Source organism: Trueperella sp., assembly GCF_043424875.1.
Lineage (GTDB): Bacteria > Actinomycetota > Actinomycetes > Actinomycetales > Actinomycetaceae > Trueperella.
The window spans coordinates 1-16,100 of sequence record NZ_JBHWPL010000057.1 but is presented as its reverse complement, the minus strand read 5'-3'; the positions used below and the strand labels follow the sequence as shown (position 1 = coordinate 16,100).

Annotated in this window: 15 protein-coding genes and 2 tRNA genes; 13 read left to right on the top strand and 4 right to left on the bottom strand. The window is 61.4% G+C overall.

Annotation, left to right across the window (positions count from 1 at the left end; translation table 11 throughout):
• The first annotated feature begins 90 nt into the window (after positions 1-90).
• From ACHFFR_RS05875 to ACHFFR_RS05845, 7 genes are all read left to right on the top strand, one after another.
• Entirely contained in the window at positions 91-939 is an 849-nt protein-coding gene (locus tag ACHFFR_RS05875) for a hypothetical protein (protein WP_394263339.1), read from the top strand.
• Positions 940-1,004: 65 nt separating this feature from the next.
• Positions 1,005-1,244, top strand: coding sequence for a hypothetical protein (locus ACHFFR_RS05870; protein WP_394263338.1), 240 nt, complete (start codon positions 1,005-1,007; stop codon positions 1,242-1,244).
• A complete protein-coding gene (locus tag ACHFFR_RS05865) occupies positions 1,231-1,731 on the top strand; it encodes a hypothetical protein (protein ID WP_394263337.1) in 501 nt (166 codons plus the stop codon). The genes ACHFFR_RS05870 and ACHFFR_RS05865 overlap by 14 nt, the downstream gene beginning before the upstream one ends.
• Before the next feature lie 88 nt (positions 1,732-1,819).
• Positions 1,820-1,894: transfer RNA gene (locus ACHFFR_RS05860), tRNA-Asn, on the top strand.
• Positions 1,895-1,993: 99 nt separating this feature from the next.
• On the top strand, positions 1,994-2,485 hold the full coding sequence (locus tag ACHFFR_RS05855; protein ID WP_394263336.1) for a peptide deformylase: 492 nt from the start codon (positions 1,994-1,996) through the stop codon (positions 2,483-2,485).
• Positions 2,482-3,405: a TIGR01777 family oxidoreductase gene (locus tag ACHFFR_RS05850; protein WP_394263335.1), complete on the top strand. Its 924-nt coding sequence runs from the start codon at positions 2,482-2,484 to the stop codon at positions 3,403-3,405. The genes ACHFFR_RS05855 and ACHFFR_RS05850 overlap by 4 nt, the downstream gene beginning before the upstream one ends.
• Before the next feature lie 81 nt (positions 3,406-3,486).
• The gene (locus tag ACHFFR_RS05845) at positions 3,487-3,990 is read left to right on the top strand and encodes a DUF3145 domain-containing protein (protein WP_394263334.1); all 504 of its coding nucleotides are present in this window, start codon (positions 3,487-3,489) and stop codon (positions 3,988-3,990) included.
• 238 nt (positions 3,991-4,228) lie between these two features.
• Here ACHFFR_RS05845 and ACHFFR_RS05840 read toward each other — a convergent pair whose 3' ends face one another.
• A complete protein-coding gene (locus tag ACHFFR_RS05840) occupies positions 4,229-4,669 on the bottom strand; it encodes a phosphopantetheine-binding protein (protein ID WP_394263333.1) in 441 nt (146 codons plus the stop codon).
• A gap of 66 nt (positions 4,670-4,735) precedes the next feature.
• Here ACHFFR_RS05840 and ACHFFR_RS05835 point away from each other — a divergent pair, with 66 nt between their 5' ends.
• The 3 genes from ACHFFR_RS05835 to ACHFFR_RS05825 are packed head-to-tail and all read left to right on the top strand — an operon-like array spanning position 4,736 to position 6,707.
• A complete protein-coding gene (locus ACHFFR_RS05835; protein WP_394263332.1) occupies positions 4,736-5,377 on the top strand; it encodes a hypothetical protein in 642 nt (213 codons plus the stop codon).
• Positions 5,377-6,000, top strand: coding sequence for an L-threonylcarbamoyladenylate synthase (locus tag ACHFFR_RS05830; protein WP_394263331.1), 624 nt, complete (start codon positions 5,377-5,379; stop codon positions 5,998-6,000). The genes ACHFFR_RS05835 and ACHFFR_RS05830 overlap by 1 nt, the downstream gene beginning before the upstream one ends.
• Positions 6,000-6,707, top strand: coding sequence for an HAD family hydrolase (locus ACHFFR_RS05825; RefSeq protein ID WP_394263330.1), 708 nt, complete (start codon positions 6,000-6,002; stop codon positions 6,705-6,707). The genes ACHFFR_RS05830 and ACHFFR_RS05825 overlap by 1 nt, the downstream gene beginning before the upstream one ends.
• A 3-nt stretch (positions 6,708-6,710) precedes the next feature.
• Here the strand turns inward: ACHFFR_RS05825 and ACHFFR_RS05820 are convergent, their stop codons facing one another.
• Entirely contained in the window at positions 6,711-8,600 is a 1,890-nt protein-coding gene (locus ACHFFR_RS05820) for an ABC transporter ATP-binding protein (RefSeq protein WP_394263329.1), read from the bottom strand.
• On the bottom strand, positions 8,597-10,369 hold the full coding sequence (locus tag ACHFFR_RS05815; RefSeq protein WP_394263328.1) for an ABC transporter ATP-binding protein: 1,773 nt from the start codon (positions 10,367-10,369) through the stop codon (positions 8,597-8,599). Before ACHFFR_RS05815 ends, ACHFFR_RS05820 begins: the two co-directional genes overlap by 4 nt.
• Before the next feature lie 78 nt (positions 10,370-10,447).
• Between ACHFFR_RS05815 and ACHFFR_RS05810 the strand changes: the two genes are divergently transcribed.
• Entirely contained in the window at positions 10,448-11,812 is a 1,365-nt protein-coding gene (locus ACHFFR_RS05810; RefSeq protein WP_394263327.1) for an MFS transporter, read from the top strand.
• A 570-nt stretch (positions 11,813-12,382) separates the two neighbouring features.
• Here ACHFFR_RS05810 and aceE read toward each other — a convergent pair.
• A complete protein-coding gene (aceE, locus tag ACHFFR_RS05805; RefSeq protein ID WP_394263326.1) occupies positions 12,383-15,139 on the bottom strand; it encodes a pyruvate dehydrogenase (acetyl-transferring), homodimeric type in 2,757 nt (918 codons plus the stop codon).
• 207 nt (positions 15,140-15,346) lie between these two features.
• Between aceE and ACHFFR_RS05800 the strand changes: the two genes are divergently transcribed.
• Positions 15,347-15,778, top strand: a complete 432-nt coding sequence (locus ACHFFR_RS05800; protein ID WP_394263325.1) for a DUF3052 family protein — start codon at positions 15,347-15,349, stop codon at positions 15,776-15,778.
• A 55-nt stretch (positions 15,779-15,833) separates the two neighbouring features.
• Positions 15,834-15,906, top strand: a tRNA-Val gene (locus ACHFFR_RS05795).
• The last annotated feature ends 194 nt before the right edge of the window (positions 15,907-16,100 follow it).

Sequence of the window (16,100 nt, the reverse complement as noted above, 5' to 3'; positions counted from 1 at the left end):
TGTGATTGGAATAAAGGAAGTTGACGGGAAGTTGCTGGTGAGATCTTTCGACATTCTCGTACCGGAGATGTTCGGTGAGAAGGACTTGTAATGGTGGGGATTGAAATCTTCCTATTCTTCTTCGCAACGGGTCCAGATTCTGATGAAATTACCGGAAGTTGGGAAGCGTCGACTTCAGGATCAACCGTGACGATTGTTTCCGAGTATTCCGAAGAGCCAGTGGGACGAAATCCAGTTTCAAACCCGGGCGGCGGGGGAGGACGTACCGGAGTGCCCGTTGCGCAGCCGGTCGAGCCACCGAAGACCGGCATTCTTGCAGAGCTCGAGGGACTGACCGCGGACCAAATGTGCGATCAATACTTTGGCACCTACTCGAGCTCGGGCGCAGGATATTTCGAGGGTGCCCAGTTCTCCGGCCCACTCGCGGAATACTGCCTGAACCGCACGGCCACGGAACCGGGCGACGCAGCCGCGGCTCCCGCCGTCATGACGGTGGCGGACCTCGGCATCTACATTCGCGAGAACGCCCAAACCATCATCGCCTCCGGTGTGCTTACGCTCGAGCCGGGCTCGGGTGAGGTCGTCATTAACAAGGATGTTTACTTCGCTTCGAGCGCGCGCCCATACACGGCGAACGTTACCGTCTTGAACACTCCGCTCGAACTGCAATTCCACCCGACCGCATTCACGTGGGATCTCGGTGACGGCACCCAGTTCACCACCGCAGGGCCGGGTGGCCCGTATCCAGATGGGGACGCGCGCGGCCAATACACGCGCCCCGGAACGTACACCCCGGCCGTACACATCTCGTGGGACGTCTCTATCAGGTTCGCAGGCACCGCCAACTGGTACAACGTGCCCGGCGACGCCTTCACGGACACGATTGGCCAACCCGTCACCGCAGTCGAGGCAGAAGCTGTGCTGACCGCGAATCGCTAGCCGACTGGGCATCGTCATTCGGCTATGGTGGTCATGTTTCATGATGTTGATGGAAGGTATGGCCGATGGACGATCGTTCCGAGGAGACAACGCAGCCGCGTCCCACCGGGAAAGACGCACTCACACCTGAGATGCGTGAGCAGCTCAAGCGCTCGCAGCGCCGCAACATGATCGGTGGCCTCGTCTTTGGTCTCATCCTCGCGGTGCTCGGATTCTTTGCAGCGCAAAATATCAAGTCCGGCTCCGATGGCTCCTATCTTCCTGCACCCGCGGCAGTAGAGGAGATCGTGAATGTTTGGTCGTAAGAAGTTCCCGGCGCACCTCGTCGACGACGCCGGCCACATGCCGGCTGCGGCGACTCCCGTCGAACCCGAATCCGAAGGCGTCTGGATCGCGGGCTGGGACGGATTCATGGCCGTCGTCGCCCCAGATGGGGAACGGGACATCTACTCTTGGTCAGATTTCGAAGCGGGATCGTGGGACGACGATACGAACACCCTTGCTCTGACCTTCGTCCACCCGCGCAACGCGCCCATGTCCTTCGCAATCCCGCGCGACGCCGACGGCACAGCGATCACCATGATCCGCGAACGCATCGAGCGATCGATTGTCTACCGCCAGGTCGAAGAACTTCCGTCCGGCGCGATCGCGCGCGGTCAAGTCCGCCGAAACCCCGACGACACTCTGTTTACGCAGATCATCATCGATTCCGAGATTGACGAGACTGATCAGGAGGCTCTCGACGCGTTCGAAGGCCAGCTCCGAGAGGCCGTCGGCCTCGACGACGCCTAGCGGGTTGTGGAACGACCCACACTGGCCGAAAAATCGCACTTGAAAATTCGCTTTTACACATCAGTTTGTTAAAGTAATCAAGTCGCAATCCCGCGTAGCTCAATGGCAGAGCATTCGACTGTTAATCGAAGGGTTGTTGGTTCGAGTCCAACCGCGGGAGCCACTCCAGAAGCCCGGTATCAACACGAAAAGTGCTGGTATCGGGCTTTCGCATTGCGCTTAGGTGTACGCGGCGACGCGCCGACAGTGAGACAATGCCACCATGGCTAAAAGAGACATCCGCATCATTGGTGACCCCGTCCTCCGCACGCCCTGCGATCCCATCATGGAGATCACGTCGGGCATTGAGCAGCTCGTGGAGGACCTCTTAGAAACTGTGGATGAGCCAGGGCGCGCCGGACTCGCGGCTAACCAGATCGGAGTCTCCTACCGCGCATTCTCGTGGAACATCGAGGGCAACACCGGATACATTCTCAACCCCGTTATCACCGACATGTCCACCGACGAGTTCCAAAACGACGACGAAGGCTGCCTATCCGTCCCCGAACTGTGGTTCCCCTGCAAGCGCGCAGTGTATGCGCGCGCTGAGGGTATCGACCTCGATGGCAACCCCGTCGTCGTCGAAGGCGATGGAATCTGGGGCCAGCTCGTCCAACACGAGGTCGACCACCTCGATGGTTACCTCTACATTGACCGACTGGAACGCTCGCTGAAGAAGGAAGCGTTCCGTCAACTTAGGGAGCAGCAATCATGACTACACCCATTCTCGTTCTCGCCGGCGCATCCGGCTTTATCGGTTCGCGCCTGATCGAGGCATCACTATCCGCAGGTTACGACGTCCGCCGGCTTGTTCGTTCCAACGACGCCGAACCCATCAGCGGCGTCGAGGACTTCCAGTGGGATCCGGCCGACGGTCGCATCGACGTGTCCGTCTTCGACGGCGCCTACGGCGTGATCTGCCTGAACGGCGCCGGGCTGTTTAGCCGGCCGTGGACCGATTCCTACAAGGAAGTCCTGTGGAATTCGCGAATCGATTCGGTCCGAACAATCGTCGACGCGCTCAAAGCGCGCACTGATCGCCCCGAGGTGCTCATCAGCGGCTCAGCCGTGGGCTACTACGGGGCAGACAACGGCGACCAGATCCTCACCGAAGACAGCCCCAACGGCGGGGGATTCCTCGGCGAGCTGTGTAGCGCGTGGGAGGCGGAAGCAAACCGCGCGGCCGACGTCGGCATCCGTACCGTCAACGTCCGCACCGGGCTCGTCATGGGCGCCGACGGCGGCATGCTCGGCATTCTCCAGCACCCGTACCGCATCGGTCTCGGCGCTCAGCTGGGCGATGGCAGCAACTGGATGCCCACTATCGCACGCGACGACTACGTACGCGCGCTCCTGTACCTGCTCCTGCACGACGACATCTCTGGTCCGGTGAACATGACGAGTCCGGATCCCGTGCAGAACAAGGAGTGGCACCAGGATCTCGCCGATCACTTCAACCGCCCAGCGTTCATCCGAGCACCAGAATTCGCGATGCGACTGGCGCTTCAGGACTTTGCAGACGAAGCCGTGTTGGCCTCCCAGCGGGTCCATCCCCAAAAGCTTCTCGATCACGGCTTCGCGTTCCTCGCGCCAACCGTGCCAGACATCTTCAATCACGAGATCCCACAGGCGTGACTTTAGGCCCCACGTGTGGCATTCTTGAGGTAACGGACCTTCCCGGGTGTTAAGGGGAATTTCACCCATAAGGAGGTTCCGGTGAAAAACAAAGCCACACGTGGCGTCATATTTATTCATTCTGTGACACCGGCTGTTCAACCACACGTTGAATGGGCGGTCACAAGTGTGCTTGGCTATCCCGTCCATTTTGAGTGGACGAAGCAGCCCGCCCTGCCGAATATGAACCGCGGCGAAGTCTCGTGGACCGGTGAAGCTGGCACGGGCGCGCAGATCGCATCCGCCCTTGGGGGTTGGGAGCATCTGCGCTTCGAAGTCACCGAGGAGCCCACCACGATGACCGACGGCGGGCGCTGGTCGTGCACACCAGGCCTCGGAATCTTCTACGCTCAGACCGATCAGCTCGGCAACGTCGTCGTGCCTGAGAACCGCATCCGGGCGGCACTTGAAGACTCAGGCGGTGATGCTCAGGAGCTACGCAGGCTTCTCGACGTCGCCCTTGGTCAGGCCTGGGATGACGAGCTTGAGGTGTTCCGCTACGCGGGAGCGGGGGCGCCGGTGCGCTGGCTGCACCGAGTCGGTTAGCCACACCCAACAACTGAATACACAATCCAAAAGGATGAGGCGGGGCACACGCACTAAGCCCCGCCTCATTTGGTCAGCCACCATCGATGGTGAGAAGACGATGACCATGGGGGTGGCTACGTGACTGACCAATGCCGGGAAAAATCACCGGCGCATGTAGCTTACGTCATTCGGTGCGCTTTGGTGAATTATTGACAGTGCCGCCGTGGAAAGTGTCGGGATCGTCCGAAAGAGGAGCTCACGAGTTAAAGAGATCCGCCAAATCCTCCAAGGCAGACTGCAGGTTCTCCGGCGTGTCATCGTCCTCGTCTGGGGCATCGTCGCTCGTCGCAGCCTCGTCGGCGTGATTTCCGGCGTCGCTCTTCCCGGCGTCGCTCTTCGAATCGTCGCTCGCGGCGCCACTGCCTTCGTCGGCCTGCTGGTACTCGAGCGGAACGTCGGATAGCGCGTGGTTAAGCAGGCTGCCAAGCGACGTGGCTGCCGCGATATCGGCGTCGTTGATCTCCACTTTCGCCATTTTCTCCAAGCCGGTGGCAAGGGCCCAGACAGAGACGAGATCGAGGCCGAGGTCATCCGTTAAATCGGCACCTGGGACGATCTCATCCCCGGGGATCTCCGGTGCGATCTGCGCAAGCAGCACGCGAGCACGGGCAAGGGCAAGATCGTGTTGGTCGACCATGTTCACTCCTGGAGGGAAGTTGAGATCGGATTCATGGGAGATTTCCGAATCGGCTAGGATCAGGGTATGGCATTTATAGAACTCATGCGTCAGCTCTTCGATGCGACTCACCACGGCGAAGACACACCACAGATCCAGCGAGCCGTCGAATTGCGCGACGAGCTGTCGAACGATCCGAACAATATTGCGGCATTCGAGGAACTGGCTTCGATCATCAAGAATGCTGAGAACGATCGCAATCCGGCCGATCCGCTCACCGGCGAGAGGGTCACGGCAGAGACGAGCGAGCCAACCACGGATCCCGAGCTCATCCTGTATGCACTGAGCGAGGAGATCGGTTCCGATCCGCGAGCGTGGTATCCGCTGGTTCAGCTCGCGCGGCTCTCTGGCGGGAACGACGCCGAATCGGCTCGGCGATTCCTTGAGACGGCCGCCGATCGTGACGAATCCGGATTGGCGCTCGCCGAGGGCGTGAAGCTTCTGCGAGAGACCGGTCAGCACGACGCCGCGATTCAGCTCGGACTTGGCCGCTGGCAGCCCCAGACCCAGACGCCCACCGTGGGCGAAGAACTCGTCAACGCCGCACTCGAGGCGAACAAAATCGACGAAGCTCGTGGATACGTAAACATTCTCAAGGACGAGGGCGCACCAGACGAGATGATCGACGACCTCTCTCTGGCGATCGCCACGATGGACGAGGAAAACTAATGGCATCCTTCGTTGAAATCCACCCGGAAGATCCTCAGCCGAGGCTCGTGCGCAAGGTCGTTGATCGCCTTCGAAACGGCGACGTGATCGCACTGCCCACCGATTCCGGATATGCCATCGCATGCACGCTCGGCAATAAGGAAGGACTCGACCGCATCCGCACGATCCGTCAGGTCGGAGACAAGCACCACTTCACGCTCCTGTGCCACGACTTCGCCCAGCTCGGTTCGCTCGTGATCATCAACAACTCCTTCTTCAGGCTGATCAAGGCGCTGACGCCCGGCCCGTACACCTTCATCATGAAGGGCACGAAGGAGGTGCCGCGCATGACCCTCAACCCCAAGAAGGCCACCGTGGGCGCGCGCATCCCTGACCATCGGATCACGCAGGCGATCGTGGCTGAACTCGGCGAGCCGCTCCTGTCCTCCACTCTCATTTTGCCGGGCGAGGACGAGCCGATGTCCGAGGGCTGGATCATTAATGATCAGCTTGGAAACGCCGTCGATATTGTGGTGGATGGGCCCGTTGGCGAAGATGGCCCGACCACGGTGATCGACCTGTCGAGTGGAGAGGCAATGATCGAGAGGGTCGGCGCAGGCGACATCTCGATGTTCGATGTTTAATGGTTAACGCAGTTCTCTTTGATCTTGATGGCACGCTGGCCGATTCCGGGCCGATCATTACCCAGACGATTTCCCAGACCATGCGCGAGCTCGCTGGTCTTGACCAGCCCGACGACACCTATAGGCGCTACGTCGGGCCTCCGCTGACCTCGAGCTTCGCCCATCTCGGCGTGGCCGAGCCGGACATCGAGGCCTACATCGAGTACTACCGGGCAAGCTACGACAAGGTCCACCATCAAACCCCCGTGTTCGAGGGCGTTGTTGATCTGCTCGACACCGTGCGAGAGAAGGGCTTCGCCGTCGCGCTCGCCACGTCGAAGCTTCAGACGGTGGCCGAAGAGGTCGTGCGCAATCTCGGCTTGGTCGGCCACATTGACATCCTGTGCGGATCGCAGCCCGATGAGGTCCACCTCGGCAAACCCGCCGTGGTCGAAGAGGCGCTCAACCAGCTCAAGGCCGCCGGATTCCTCGACGAGGGCGCTCGCGAGGAGCAGGGCATGGACGTGCCACTACGCGACGACGTCGTGATGGTGGGGGACCGGATCTACGACATCGAGGGAGCGCGCCAGCACGGCGTGCGCACGATCCTCGTCACGTGGGGCGACTCGTGGCCGGAGGAAGAGGCGCTCGCGTGGAAGACCGCCGACACTCCCGGCGAACTCGTCGAGATCCTGACGGCCCTCCAAGCCAACGGCTTCGACGACTAGGCTCTAGAACCCGCCGCCGTGGCCCCAGGACTGTCCTGAGGTAGGCGCCGGAGCGTCCTCTTCGGTGTCTTCGATGACGACGCCCGGCCCGCTGAACTGCGATTGATACAGGTCATAGTAGGCGCCGTGGTGTGCCAGCAGGCTCTCGTGCGTACCCTGCTCGACGACGTCGCCATCGACCATGACGATGATGAGATCGGCGTCGCGAATCGTTGACAGGCGGTGGGCGATCACGAAGGACGTGCGCCCCTCGCGCAGCTCATTCATCGCGCGCTGGACGAGCATCTCGGTGCGGGTATCGACCGAGGACGTGGCCTCATCGAGAATGAGCACGGCAGGATCCGAGAGATAGGCGCGGGCGATCGTCAACAGCTGCTTCTCGCCGGCGGAAATGTTGCCGCCCTCGTCGTCGATCTTCGTGTTGTAGCCGTCGGGCAATTGGCGCACCAGGCGATCCACGCCCGTCGCTTTCGCCGCTGCCACAACCTCGGCGTGGGTGGCGCCGTCCTTGCCGAACGCGATGTTCTCCTCGATCGTTCCCTCGAACAGCCACGTGTCCTGAAGAACCATGCCGATCTCGGAGCGTAGCGAATCCTTGGAGAACTCGCGGGTGGAGACGTCATCGAGGGTGATGCGGCCGCCGTCGATCTCGTAGAAGCGCATAAGGAGGTTGACGAGGGTCGTCTTGCCGGCGCCCGTCGGGCCGACGATCGCGATCTGGTCTCCTCTGTCGACCTTCAGGTTCAGGCCGTTGATGACCGGGATTCCTTCCTCGTAGGAGAACTCGACGTTCTCGAACCCGATGGAGCCCTTGAGCTCGTCTGCGGGGATGAGGTCGCGGTAGTCGGCCTTGGCGTCTGGTGCCATCTCCTCGGTGTCAAGGAAGTCGAAGATACGCTCGCCCGATGCCGCGCCGGACTGGAGCATGCTCGCCATCGAGGCGAGGGTGGAGATCGGCTGGTTGAGCTGGCGCGAATACTGGATGAAGGCCTGCATGCCACCAATCGTGAGCTGGCCGTTGATCACCTGCAGGCCGCCCATGACGGCCACGATCACGAATCCAATGTTGGCCACGAAGCCCATGGTCGGCTGCGCGAGCTGCGAGATGAACTGGCCCTTGTAGCCGGCCTCGTACAACCCGTAGTTCGCCTCGTCGAAGATCTCCTCGAATTCGTCCTCGAGGCCGTATGCCGTCACGACGTCGAGGCCCGTGAAGGACTCTTCGACGATCGAGGACACCTCGCCGGTCTTCGACCACTGCATGCGGAACTGCGGGCGCGCCTTCTTGAGGATGAACACGAGCGCCACAATGCCCAGCGGCATGACGATCAACGTCATGAACGTCAGCGAGGGCGAAATCCAAATCATCAGCGCCAAGATGCCGATCAGGCTATAGATCGACATGATGACCTGATTCAGCGTCTGCATGAGGGTCTGGGTGATGTTGTCGATGTCGTTCGTGACACGCGAGAGCAGGTCGCCACGCGGCTGCTTGTCGAGCCACGAGAGCGAGAGTCGATCGATCTTCGCCTGTGCTGCCGCGCGCAGGCGGTAGCCCAAGTTCTGTACGATCTGACGAATGAAGATTCCCGCCGTAAAGTTCGTGATCGCGGCGAGGGCATAGAGCCCGACGACGAGGCCCAGCACGCGAGCCAGCGCCGAGAAATCGACGCCGTCGGCCTGCATGCCGTCCACAATCACGTTTGTGGCGTCGCCGAGCAGCTTCGGCGTGAGCGCCGTGCCAATGGCCGCGAACGCCATCAAGATGACGGAGATGAGGATGCGAAGCTTTTCCGAGCGCATCATCCGGGCGAGGCGAAGGAGTGCACCCTTGACATCGCGAGCGTCGTTGGCGAACGGGTTTGCGCCGCCGCCACCACCGTGGCCTCTCATCGTGCCTCCTCTGCGCTCAGCTGCGATGCGACAATCTCTTGATACGTCTCGCAGGTCTCCAACAGCTCTTCGTGCCGTCCGCGGCCAACCACGGCGCCGGCGTCGAGAACATGAATCTCGTCGGCCTGACGGATCGTGGACACGCGCTGGGCCACGATAAACACGGCGATGTCGCCCACGAAGGAGCGCAGGCCGGATCGCAGGCGTGCGTCGGTGATGAAATCGAGCGCGGAGAACGAATCGTCAAAGATGAGCAGGTCCGCTTGGCGCTCGCCGTTCTCGTCGGGCAGGCAGCGGTAGATCGCGCGCGCAATCGTGAGGCGCTGGCGCTGCCCGCCGGAGAAGTTCTTGCCGCCGGATTCAACCTCGGCGTCGATGCCCTTCTCGAGTTTCTCCACGAATTCCCACGCCTGAGCGGCCTGCAGGGCGCGCGTGACGCGTTCGGGATCCAGAGCGACGTCGGCACTCGGGGAGCCCGCCACATTCGAGGCGATCGTGCCCGAGAACAGGAAGGCGCGCTGTGGCACGAGCGCAATACGGGAGCGCAACTCCTTGGGGTCGAGGTCGGTGACGGGGATGCCGCCGGCCCGGACCTCGCCGCCCGTGGCGTCGATGACGCGCGGGAGCAGGCGAATGACCGAGGACTTACCCGAACCGGTTGAACCAATGAGGGCCGTGACCTTGCCGGGCGCGAACGTCATGTTGATGTCGTTCAGAACCGGCTCTTCCGCGCCGGGATACTTCAAGCAAGCGTTGTCGAGTTCGAAACTGATCGGACCAGCCGGCAACGGCGTGGGCGAAGCGGGTGCTTTAATCGACGGATCGACGTCGTAAATCTCTTGCAAACGCTTGGCAGAAACCTCGCCGCGCGGGAAGAGCATGACCATCATGCCGGACATCATCACGGCCATCATGATCATCATGAGGTAGGTGATGTAGGCGGTGAGCGCGCCGACCTGCATGTCGCCGGCTTCGATGAGGTGGCCGGCAAACCAGACGACGGCGGCCGAGGCGACGCCGATCACGAGGTTCGCCGCCGGCATCATGAACGCCCAGAGGAAGCCGATCTGGAGCCAGATTTCGCGCAGGTTCTTGTTCGCGGTGTCGAACTTCTCGCGCTCGGTGTCCTGTCGGACGAACGCGCGGATCACGCGAACGCCGGTGAGTTGTTCGCGTAGCAGCGTGTTGATGCGGTCGATGCGCTCTTGCTGAATCCGGTAGCGCGGGCTGAGGGCGCGCATGACGAGCAGGATGAGGGCGCCAAGGAGCGGAACGACCACGATGAGGAGCAGTGAGAGCTTGGCGTTTTGCTGGATGGCCATGAACACGCCGCCAAAGCCCATGATCGGGGCCATGATCATCACCGTGAAAGTCAGCAGGATGACCATCTGAACCTGAGTCACGTCATTGGTGGTTCGCGTGATGAGCGTGGGCGCGCCGAACTTGTGCTGATCGGTGGCCGAGAAGGACTGCACCTGACGGAACGTCTTGGCACGCAGTTCGCGGCCGAGTTCCATGGCTGTCTTAGCGCCGAGATAAATTGCGCCAACCATCGCGAGGATCTGTAAGATAGCGATGCCGAGCATGATGCCGCCAAGGCGCCAAATGAGCGGGACGTTTTCGGGAATAATTCCGTCATCAATGATTTTGGCATTGATGGCCGGAAGTACAAGGCTGAGAAGCACTTGGAGGACTTGAAGTGCAACGATCGCGCCGAACGCCGCCTTCTTCCTTTTCAAGAAGTCCCAGCCAATATTGATAAGAGTCACTGCACTCCTTGGAACGAAGATTTTAACTAGCCTATTCTATGTCCACTGACGCTCATTGGCGCTGTTAAAGGAGACAATATGAGCAACACCAACACCGAGGGCGAATTCCTCACACGCGGGGAGCGCCTCGAACGGTTGCCCTTTACCAAGAAGCTTCGTAACTTCATTGGCACCACGGGTATCGGCTGGGCCCTCGACGCGATGGATGTCGGCCTCATTTCCTTCATCGTCGCAGCGCTCGCACAGCAGTGGAACCTCTCGGATACGGAGCGCTCGTGGATCATCTCCATTGGCTTCGTGGGCATGGCGATCGGCGCGACCGTGGGCGGCCTGCTCGCCGACAGGATCGGGCGCCGTATGGTCTTCGCCCTGACCCTGCTCATCTACGGCGTTGCCACCGGTGCCTCCGCCCTCGTGGCGGGTCTTGGCATGCTCTTGGTGTTGCGCTTCATCGTGGGCTTTGGCCTCGGTGCTGAGCTGCCCGTTGCCTCCACGTTCGTCTCGGAGTTCGCGCCGAAGAACATCCGCGGCCGCGTGATTGTGTGGCTGGAAGCCTTCTGGGCGCTGGGCTGGATCGCGGCGGCGCTCATCGGGTACTTCGTCGTCGCTCCCTACGACGACGGCTGGCGCTGGGGCTTCCTCCTCGGGGCCGTCCCCGCGCTCTACGCCCTGATCATCCGTTTGAAGACCCCAGAATCCGTGCGCTTCCAAGAGCTGACGGGCGAGTTCGCCAAGGCGGAGCAGACCGTTCGCGAATACGAAGCATCCGCCGGCGCCGAATACACCTACGAAGGCGAAACCATCGACTCCGTTGCCGAATTGCAGGCCCACGAGGCCTCGATCCCTGAGGAAGAAAAGCACCTCACGATCTGGTCGGTCTCGATGCGCAAGCGCACGGTCGCCCTGTGGATCATCTGGTTCATGATCAACTTCTCCTACTACGGGGCGTTTACGTGGATTCCTTCTCTGCTCACGGCGCAGGGTTTCACGCTCGTGCGCTCGTTTGAATTCACGCTGATTATTACGCTGGCCCAGATCCCGGGCTATGCGGCTGCGGCCTGGCTCATTGAGGTCATCGGACGACGCCGTACACTCGCCATGTTCTTGGCCGGCTCGGCCGTTGCCGCCATCCTGTACGGCCAGGCGGGGGAGCCGTGGCAGATTATCGCCGCCGGGATGATGCTGAGCTTCTTCAACCTTGGCGCGTGGGGCGCTCTGTATGCGATTGGTCCGGAGCTGTACCCCACGAATGTGCGTGGCACGGGCACCGGTGCGGCCGCTGGGTTTGGGCGCATCGCCTCGATCATTACTCCGCTGTTGACGCCGGTCTTCGTCGGGATCGGCGGGAACGCGTTGGCATTTAGTGTGTTCTCGGTGGCCTTTGCGACGGCGGCCGTCGCCGCCTTCGCCCTGCCGGAACAGACCGGTAAGGCCATGAAGTAGCCGACCCGGCCCGTGCCTGACCCGGCCCCTTATCTGCAAGTGGTGCAGGTTCTCTCTAAATGGTGCAGGAAGTTCCTGCCCGGTTTGGTAGGAAGTTGCCCCGGTTGCGCAAGTGCAGAGCGCAAGGAGAGCGAGGGGCGGGCCTCGGTTGGTGAGTTGGTGCTCGTCCGGCCTGGGCCGGGCTCGCACATGCCCAGCGCCTGTCCCGCACTCGGTTCATGACTGACCTATGTCTGGCCGGCTCTTTCCTGCAAGTGGTGCAGGTTCTCTCTAAATGGTGCAGGAAGTTCCTGCCCGGTTTGGTAGGAAGTTGCCCCGTTTGCGCGAGGGGAGAGTGCAGGGAGGTGAGGTGCTGACCCGATTGGTAAGGGGAGAGCGGAAGGAGGCGAGGGGCTGGCCAGATTGGTAAGGGGTGAGCACGGCGAGGCGAGGCGGACAGAAAGGTGCCCGGTGGGAGTGTTCCCACCGGGCACCTAGCGCGTTACGTCAGAGCGCGTTACGACCCGATCGTCGCCTTTACAGCCGGCCCGCCCGAGCGTGGCCTAGACGACCGGCCCGTCAGAGCGTGGCCTAGACGGCCGGCTCGTCCGGGTTCGCCAAGCCGTCTTCGCCAGCCTCGGCGTCGAGGAGCTCGTACTTCTTGATCGCTTCGCCAACCTTCGAGCGGTCGATCTCGCCGCGGTCAGCCAGAGCCTGAAGCGCTCGCACGACCATCGACGCGGAATCGATGCGGAAGTGGCGGCGGGCAGCAGCGCGCGTGTCCGCGATGCCGAAGCCGTTGGCGCCGAGCACGTAGTAGTCGGTCGGGACCCATGGGCGGATCGCGTCCTGGACCTGCTTCTCGAAGTCCGAGGTGGCGATGACCGGGCCGGCCTCACCCTCGAGCTTCTGGGTCAGGTACGCCTTGCGCGGCTCCTTATCCGGGTTGAGGTAGTTGAACTCGTCGACCTCGAGACCTTCCTTACGAAGCTCGTGCCACGACGTCACAGACCACACGCCGGCGGAAACGCCCCAGTCCTCGCGGAGCATGTCGCGAGCGTCGCGCGCCCACGGCACACCGACGCCGGAAGCGAAGAGCTGGACTGTCGGTCCATCGCCCTCCGGCTCCTCGATGCGGTAGATACCCTTGAGGATGCCTTCCACGTCAACGTTCTCCGGCTCAGCGGGCTGGTGAATCGGCTCGTTGTAGATCGTGATGTAGTACATGACGTCCTGATCGCGGCCATCCGAACCATCGCCGTACATGCGGACGATGCCGTCGCGAATGATGTGGCGCAGTTCGTAGGCGTAGGCCGGATCGTACTGGACGACGGCCGGATTGGTCGATGCCAGGACGTGGCTGTGACCGTCCATGTGCTGCAGGCCCTCGCCGGTCAGCGTGGTACGGCCAGCGGTCGCACCCATGATGAAGCCGCGAGCCAACTGATCGCCCGCGTGCCAGAACTGATCACCGGTGCGCTGGAATCCGAACATCGAGTAGAAGATGTAGACCGGAACCATCGGCAGACCGTGCGTCGCGTAGGAGGTTCCAACTGCGGTGAACGCCGCGTTCGAACCTGCCTCCGTGATGCCGGTGTGCAGGATCTGGCCCTTCTCCGACTCCTTGTAGTTCAGCAACAGATCGGAATCGACAGCCGTGTAGTTCTGGCCGTGAACGTTGAAGATCTTCGCGGTGGGGAAGATCGAGTCCAGACCGAACGTACGAGCCTCATCCGGAATGATCGGCACGATGCGGTAGCCGAACTCCTTATCACGCAGCAGATCCTTGAGCAGACGGACGAACGCCATCGTCGTCGCCACCTTCTGCTTACCGGAACCTCCCTTGAGCACGTCCCAGTGCTTCTCATCAGGCATCGTGACGCCTTGCTCAACGACGCGACGCTCGGGCAGGTAGCCACCGAGCTTCCGGCGCTGCTCGTGCATGTACTCAAGCGCCGGGTTCTTCGGCGAGGGCTTGAAGTACGGAGCCTCGTACGGATCGTCGAGCTGATCATCCGAGATGTCGAGCTCGAGGGTGTCGCGCAGAAGCTTCAGATCGTCAGAGTTCAGCTTCTTCATCTGGTGGGTCGAGTTACGACCAGCGAAGTTCGAGCCGAGCGCGTAGCCCTTAATCGTGTGGGCGAGGATGACGGTCGGCTGACCCTTATGCTCGGTCGCCGCCTTGTAGGCCGCGTACACCTTGCGGTAGTCGTGACCGCCGCGGTTGAGCGCCCAGATCTTCTCATCCGACCAGTCGGCAACCATGGCCTTGGTGCGCGGATCGCGGCCGAAGAAGTGCTCGCGCACGTACGCGCCGTCGTTCGCCTTGAAGGTCTGGTAATCGCCGTCGACGGTCTCGTTCATCAGGTTGACGAGCGCGCGGTCCTTATCGGCCTGCAGCAGCTCATCCCACTCGCGGCCCCACACGACCTTAATGACGTTCCAACCAGCACCCTTGAACGATGCCTCGAGCTCCTGGATGATCTTGCCATTGCCGCGCACAGGCCCGTCGAGCCGCTGCAGGTTCGCGTTGATGACGAAGGTCAGGTTGTCGAGGTTCTGGCCAGCCGCTAAGTGCAGCACGCCGCGCGACTCGACTTCGTCCATCTCGCCGTCGCCAAGGAACGCCCACACGTGCTGCTGCGAGGTGTCCTTCAGGCCGCGCTCGTGCAGGTAACGGTTGTACCACGCCTGGTAGATGGCCGAGATCGGGCCAAGGCCAAGCGACACCGTTGGGAACTCCCAGAAGTCCTGCATCTGGCGCGGGTGCGGGTAGGAGGGCAGACCGCGTCCCCCCGAGCGGCGCGAGGCCTGCTGGCGGAACGAGTCGAGGTCAGCCTCGGTCAGGCGGCCCTCAAGGAAGGCACGCGCGTAGTTACCGGGGGAGGAGTGACCCTGGAACAGGACCTGATCGCCACCGCCGGGAGCGTTCTTGCCGCGGAAGAAGTGATTGAAGCCCACCTCGTACAGGGTGGCCTGCGCGGCGTAGGACGAGATGTGTCCGCCAACTGCGATGTCGGGATCCTGCTGACGGGTCACCATGACGGCGGCGTTCCAGCGGGTCCAGCGGCGAATTTCCTTCTCAAGGTTCTCGTCACCGGGGTAGTACGGCTCATCATCGATGCCGATGGTGTTGACGTACGGGGTGACGATGTTCGGCGGAATCGAGATTCCGCGACGACGAGCGTGGTTCTGCATCGCCTGCAGGAGGTAGCGGGTACGCGGAGCGCCTTGGCTCTCAATGAGCCCTTCGATCGAGTCGATCCATTCCTGTGTTTCCTCCGGATTGATGTCCGGAACCTGGCTCAGTAAGCCATTAATGAGGGGCCTAATTGGCTGTTGACTCACGATTTACTCCTCTGTAAGTTCGTCTGCGCGATGTACCAAATCGCGCGTTCATACCTAGGTTACCTTTTTAGGTCCAAAGACCCCACCGATAACCACGAACCGAGGTAGGAGAACTCTCACGAAATCGCACGCGAGCGCGCCCGTATCATTCATCGCGCACTCGCCACGGAAGTTTCGTATCATCATCGCAAACGCTTTAGAATGGCGATGCATGACGAGATGACGCGAAAGGCGGCGGATGTGTCCCGGGCTACGGGTAAGGATTTCGACTTCGAATCTGGCCAGCTCATTCAGGAGTTTGGGTTTGACGACGACGTCGACATGGAGTTGCGTTCGACGATCGAGGAGATCACGGGGGAGCAGCTCGAGGATGAGGACTATCGCGGATCGGCTGACGGCGCGATCGCGTGGTGGAGGTCCGACGACGGCGATACCGACGATCTCGCAGACCTCCTGGTTGACTGCCGCGCGGGTTTCGCCGATGAGGATGCCTACATTTGGCTGATAGTCCCGGATCCGAGCCAACCGCTGACGGTTCCGATGGAGGATATCGATGAGGCTGCGCGCACGGCTGGCCTGATGGTGACGACCACCCGATACCTGCCAACAGGCTGGACGGCCTTCCAAATTGTGAGCTAGCGCGGGCGAGCCACCAAACTTTCCATCTGAGCAATTCGCGGTTAGGATATTCCGCGGACCCTTAGCTCAGTTGGTAGAGCAACGCGTTTACACCGCGTGTGTCATCGGTTCGAGTCCGGTAGGGTCCACTCCAAAGCCTGAACGAAAGTTCAGGCTTTTTGTGTAGTTGGTCGGACTTTACTTGCAGTAAGTTTAAATGGATCGTATCCAGACAAGCGTTTGCGCAGGTCAGGTGCCTATTTTGAAAATTTCAAGGAATTCTTGCTTGCATTTTGCAGGTTCGGGATGGCTCACGTCATACTCGCGCGCTAGAGTCGGCGCC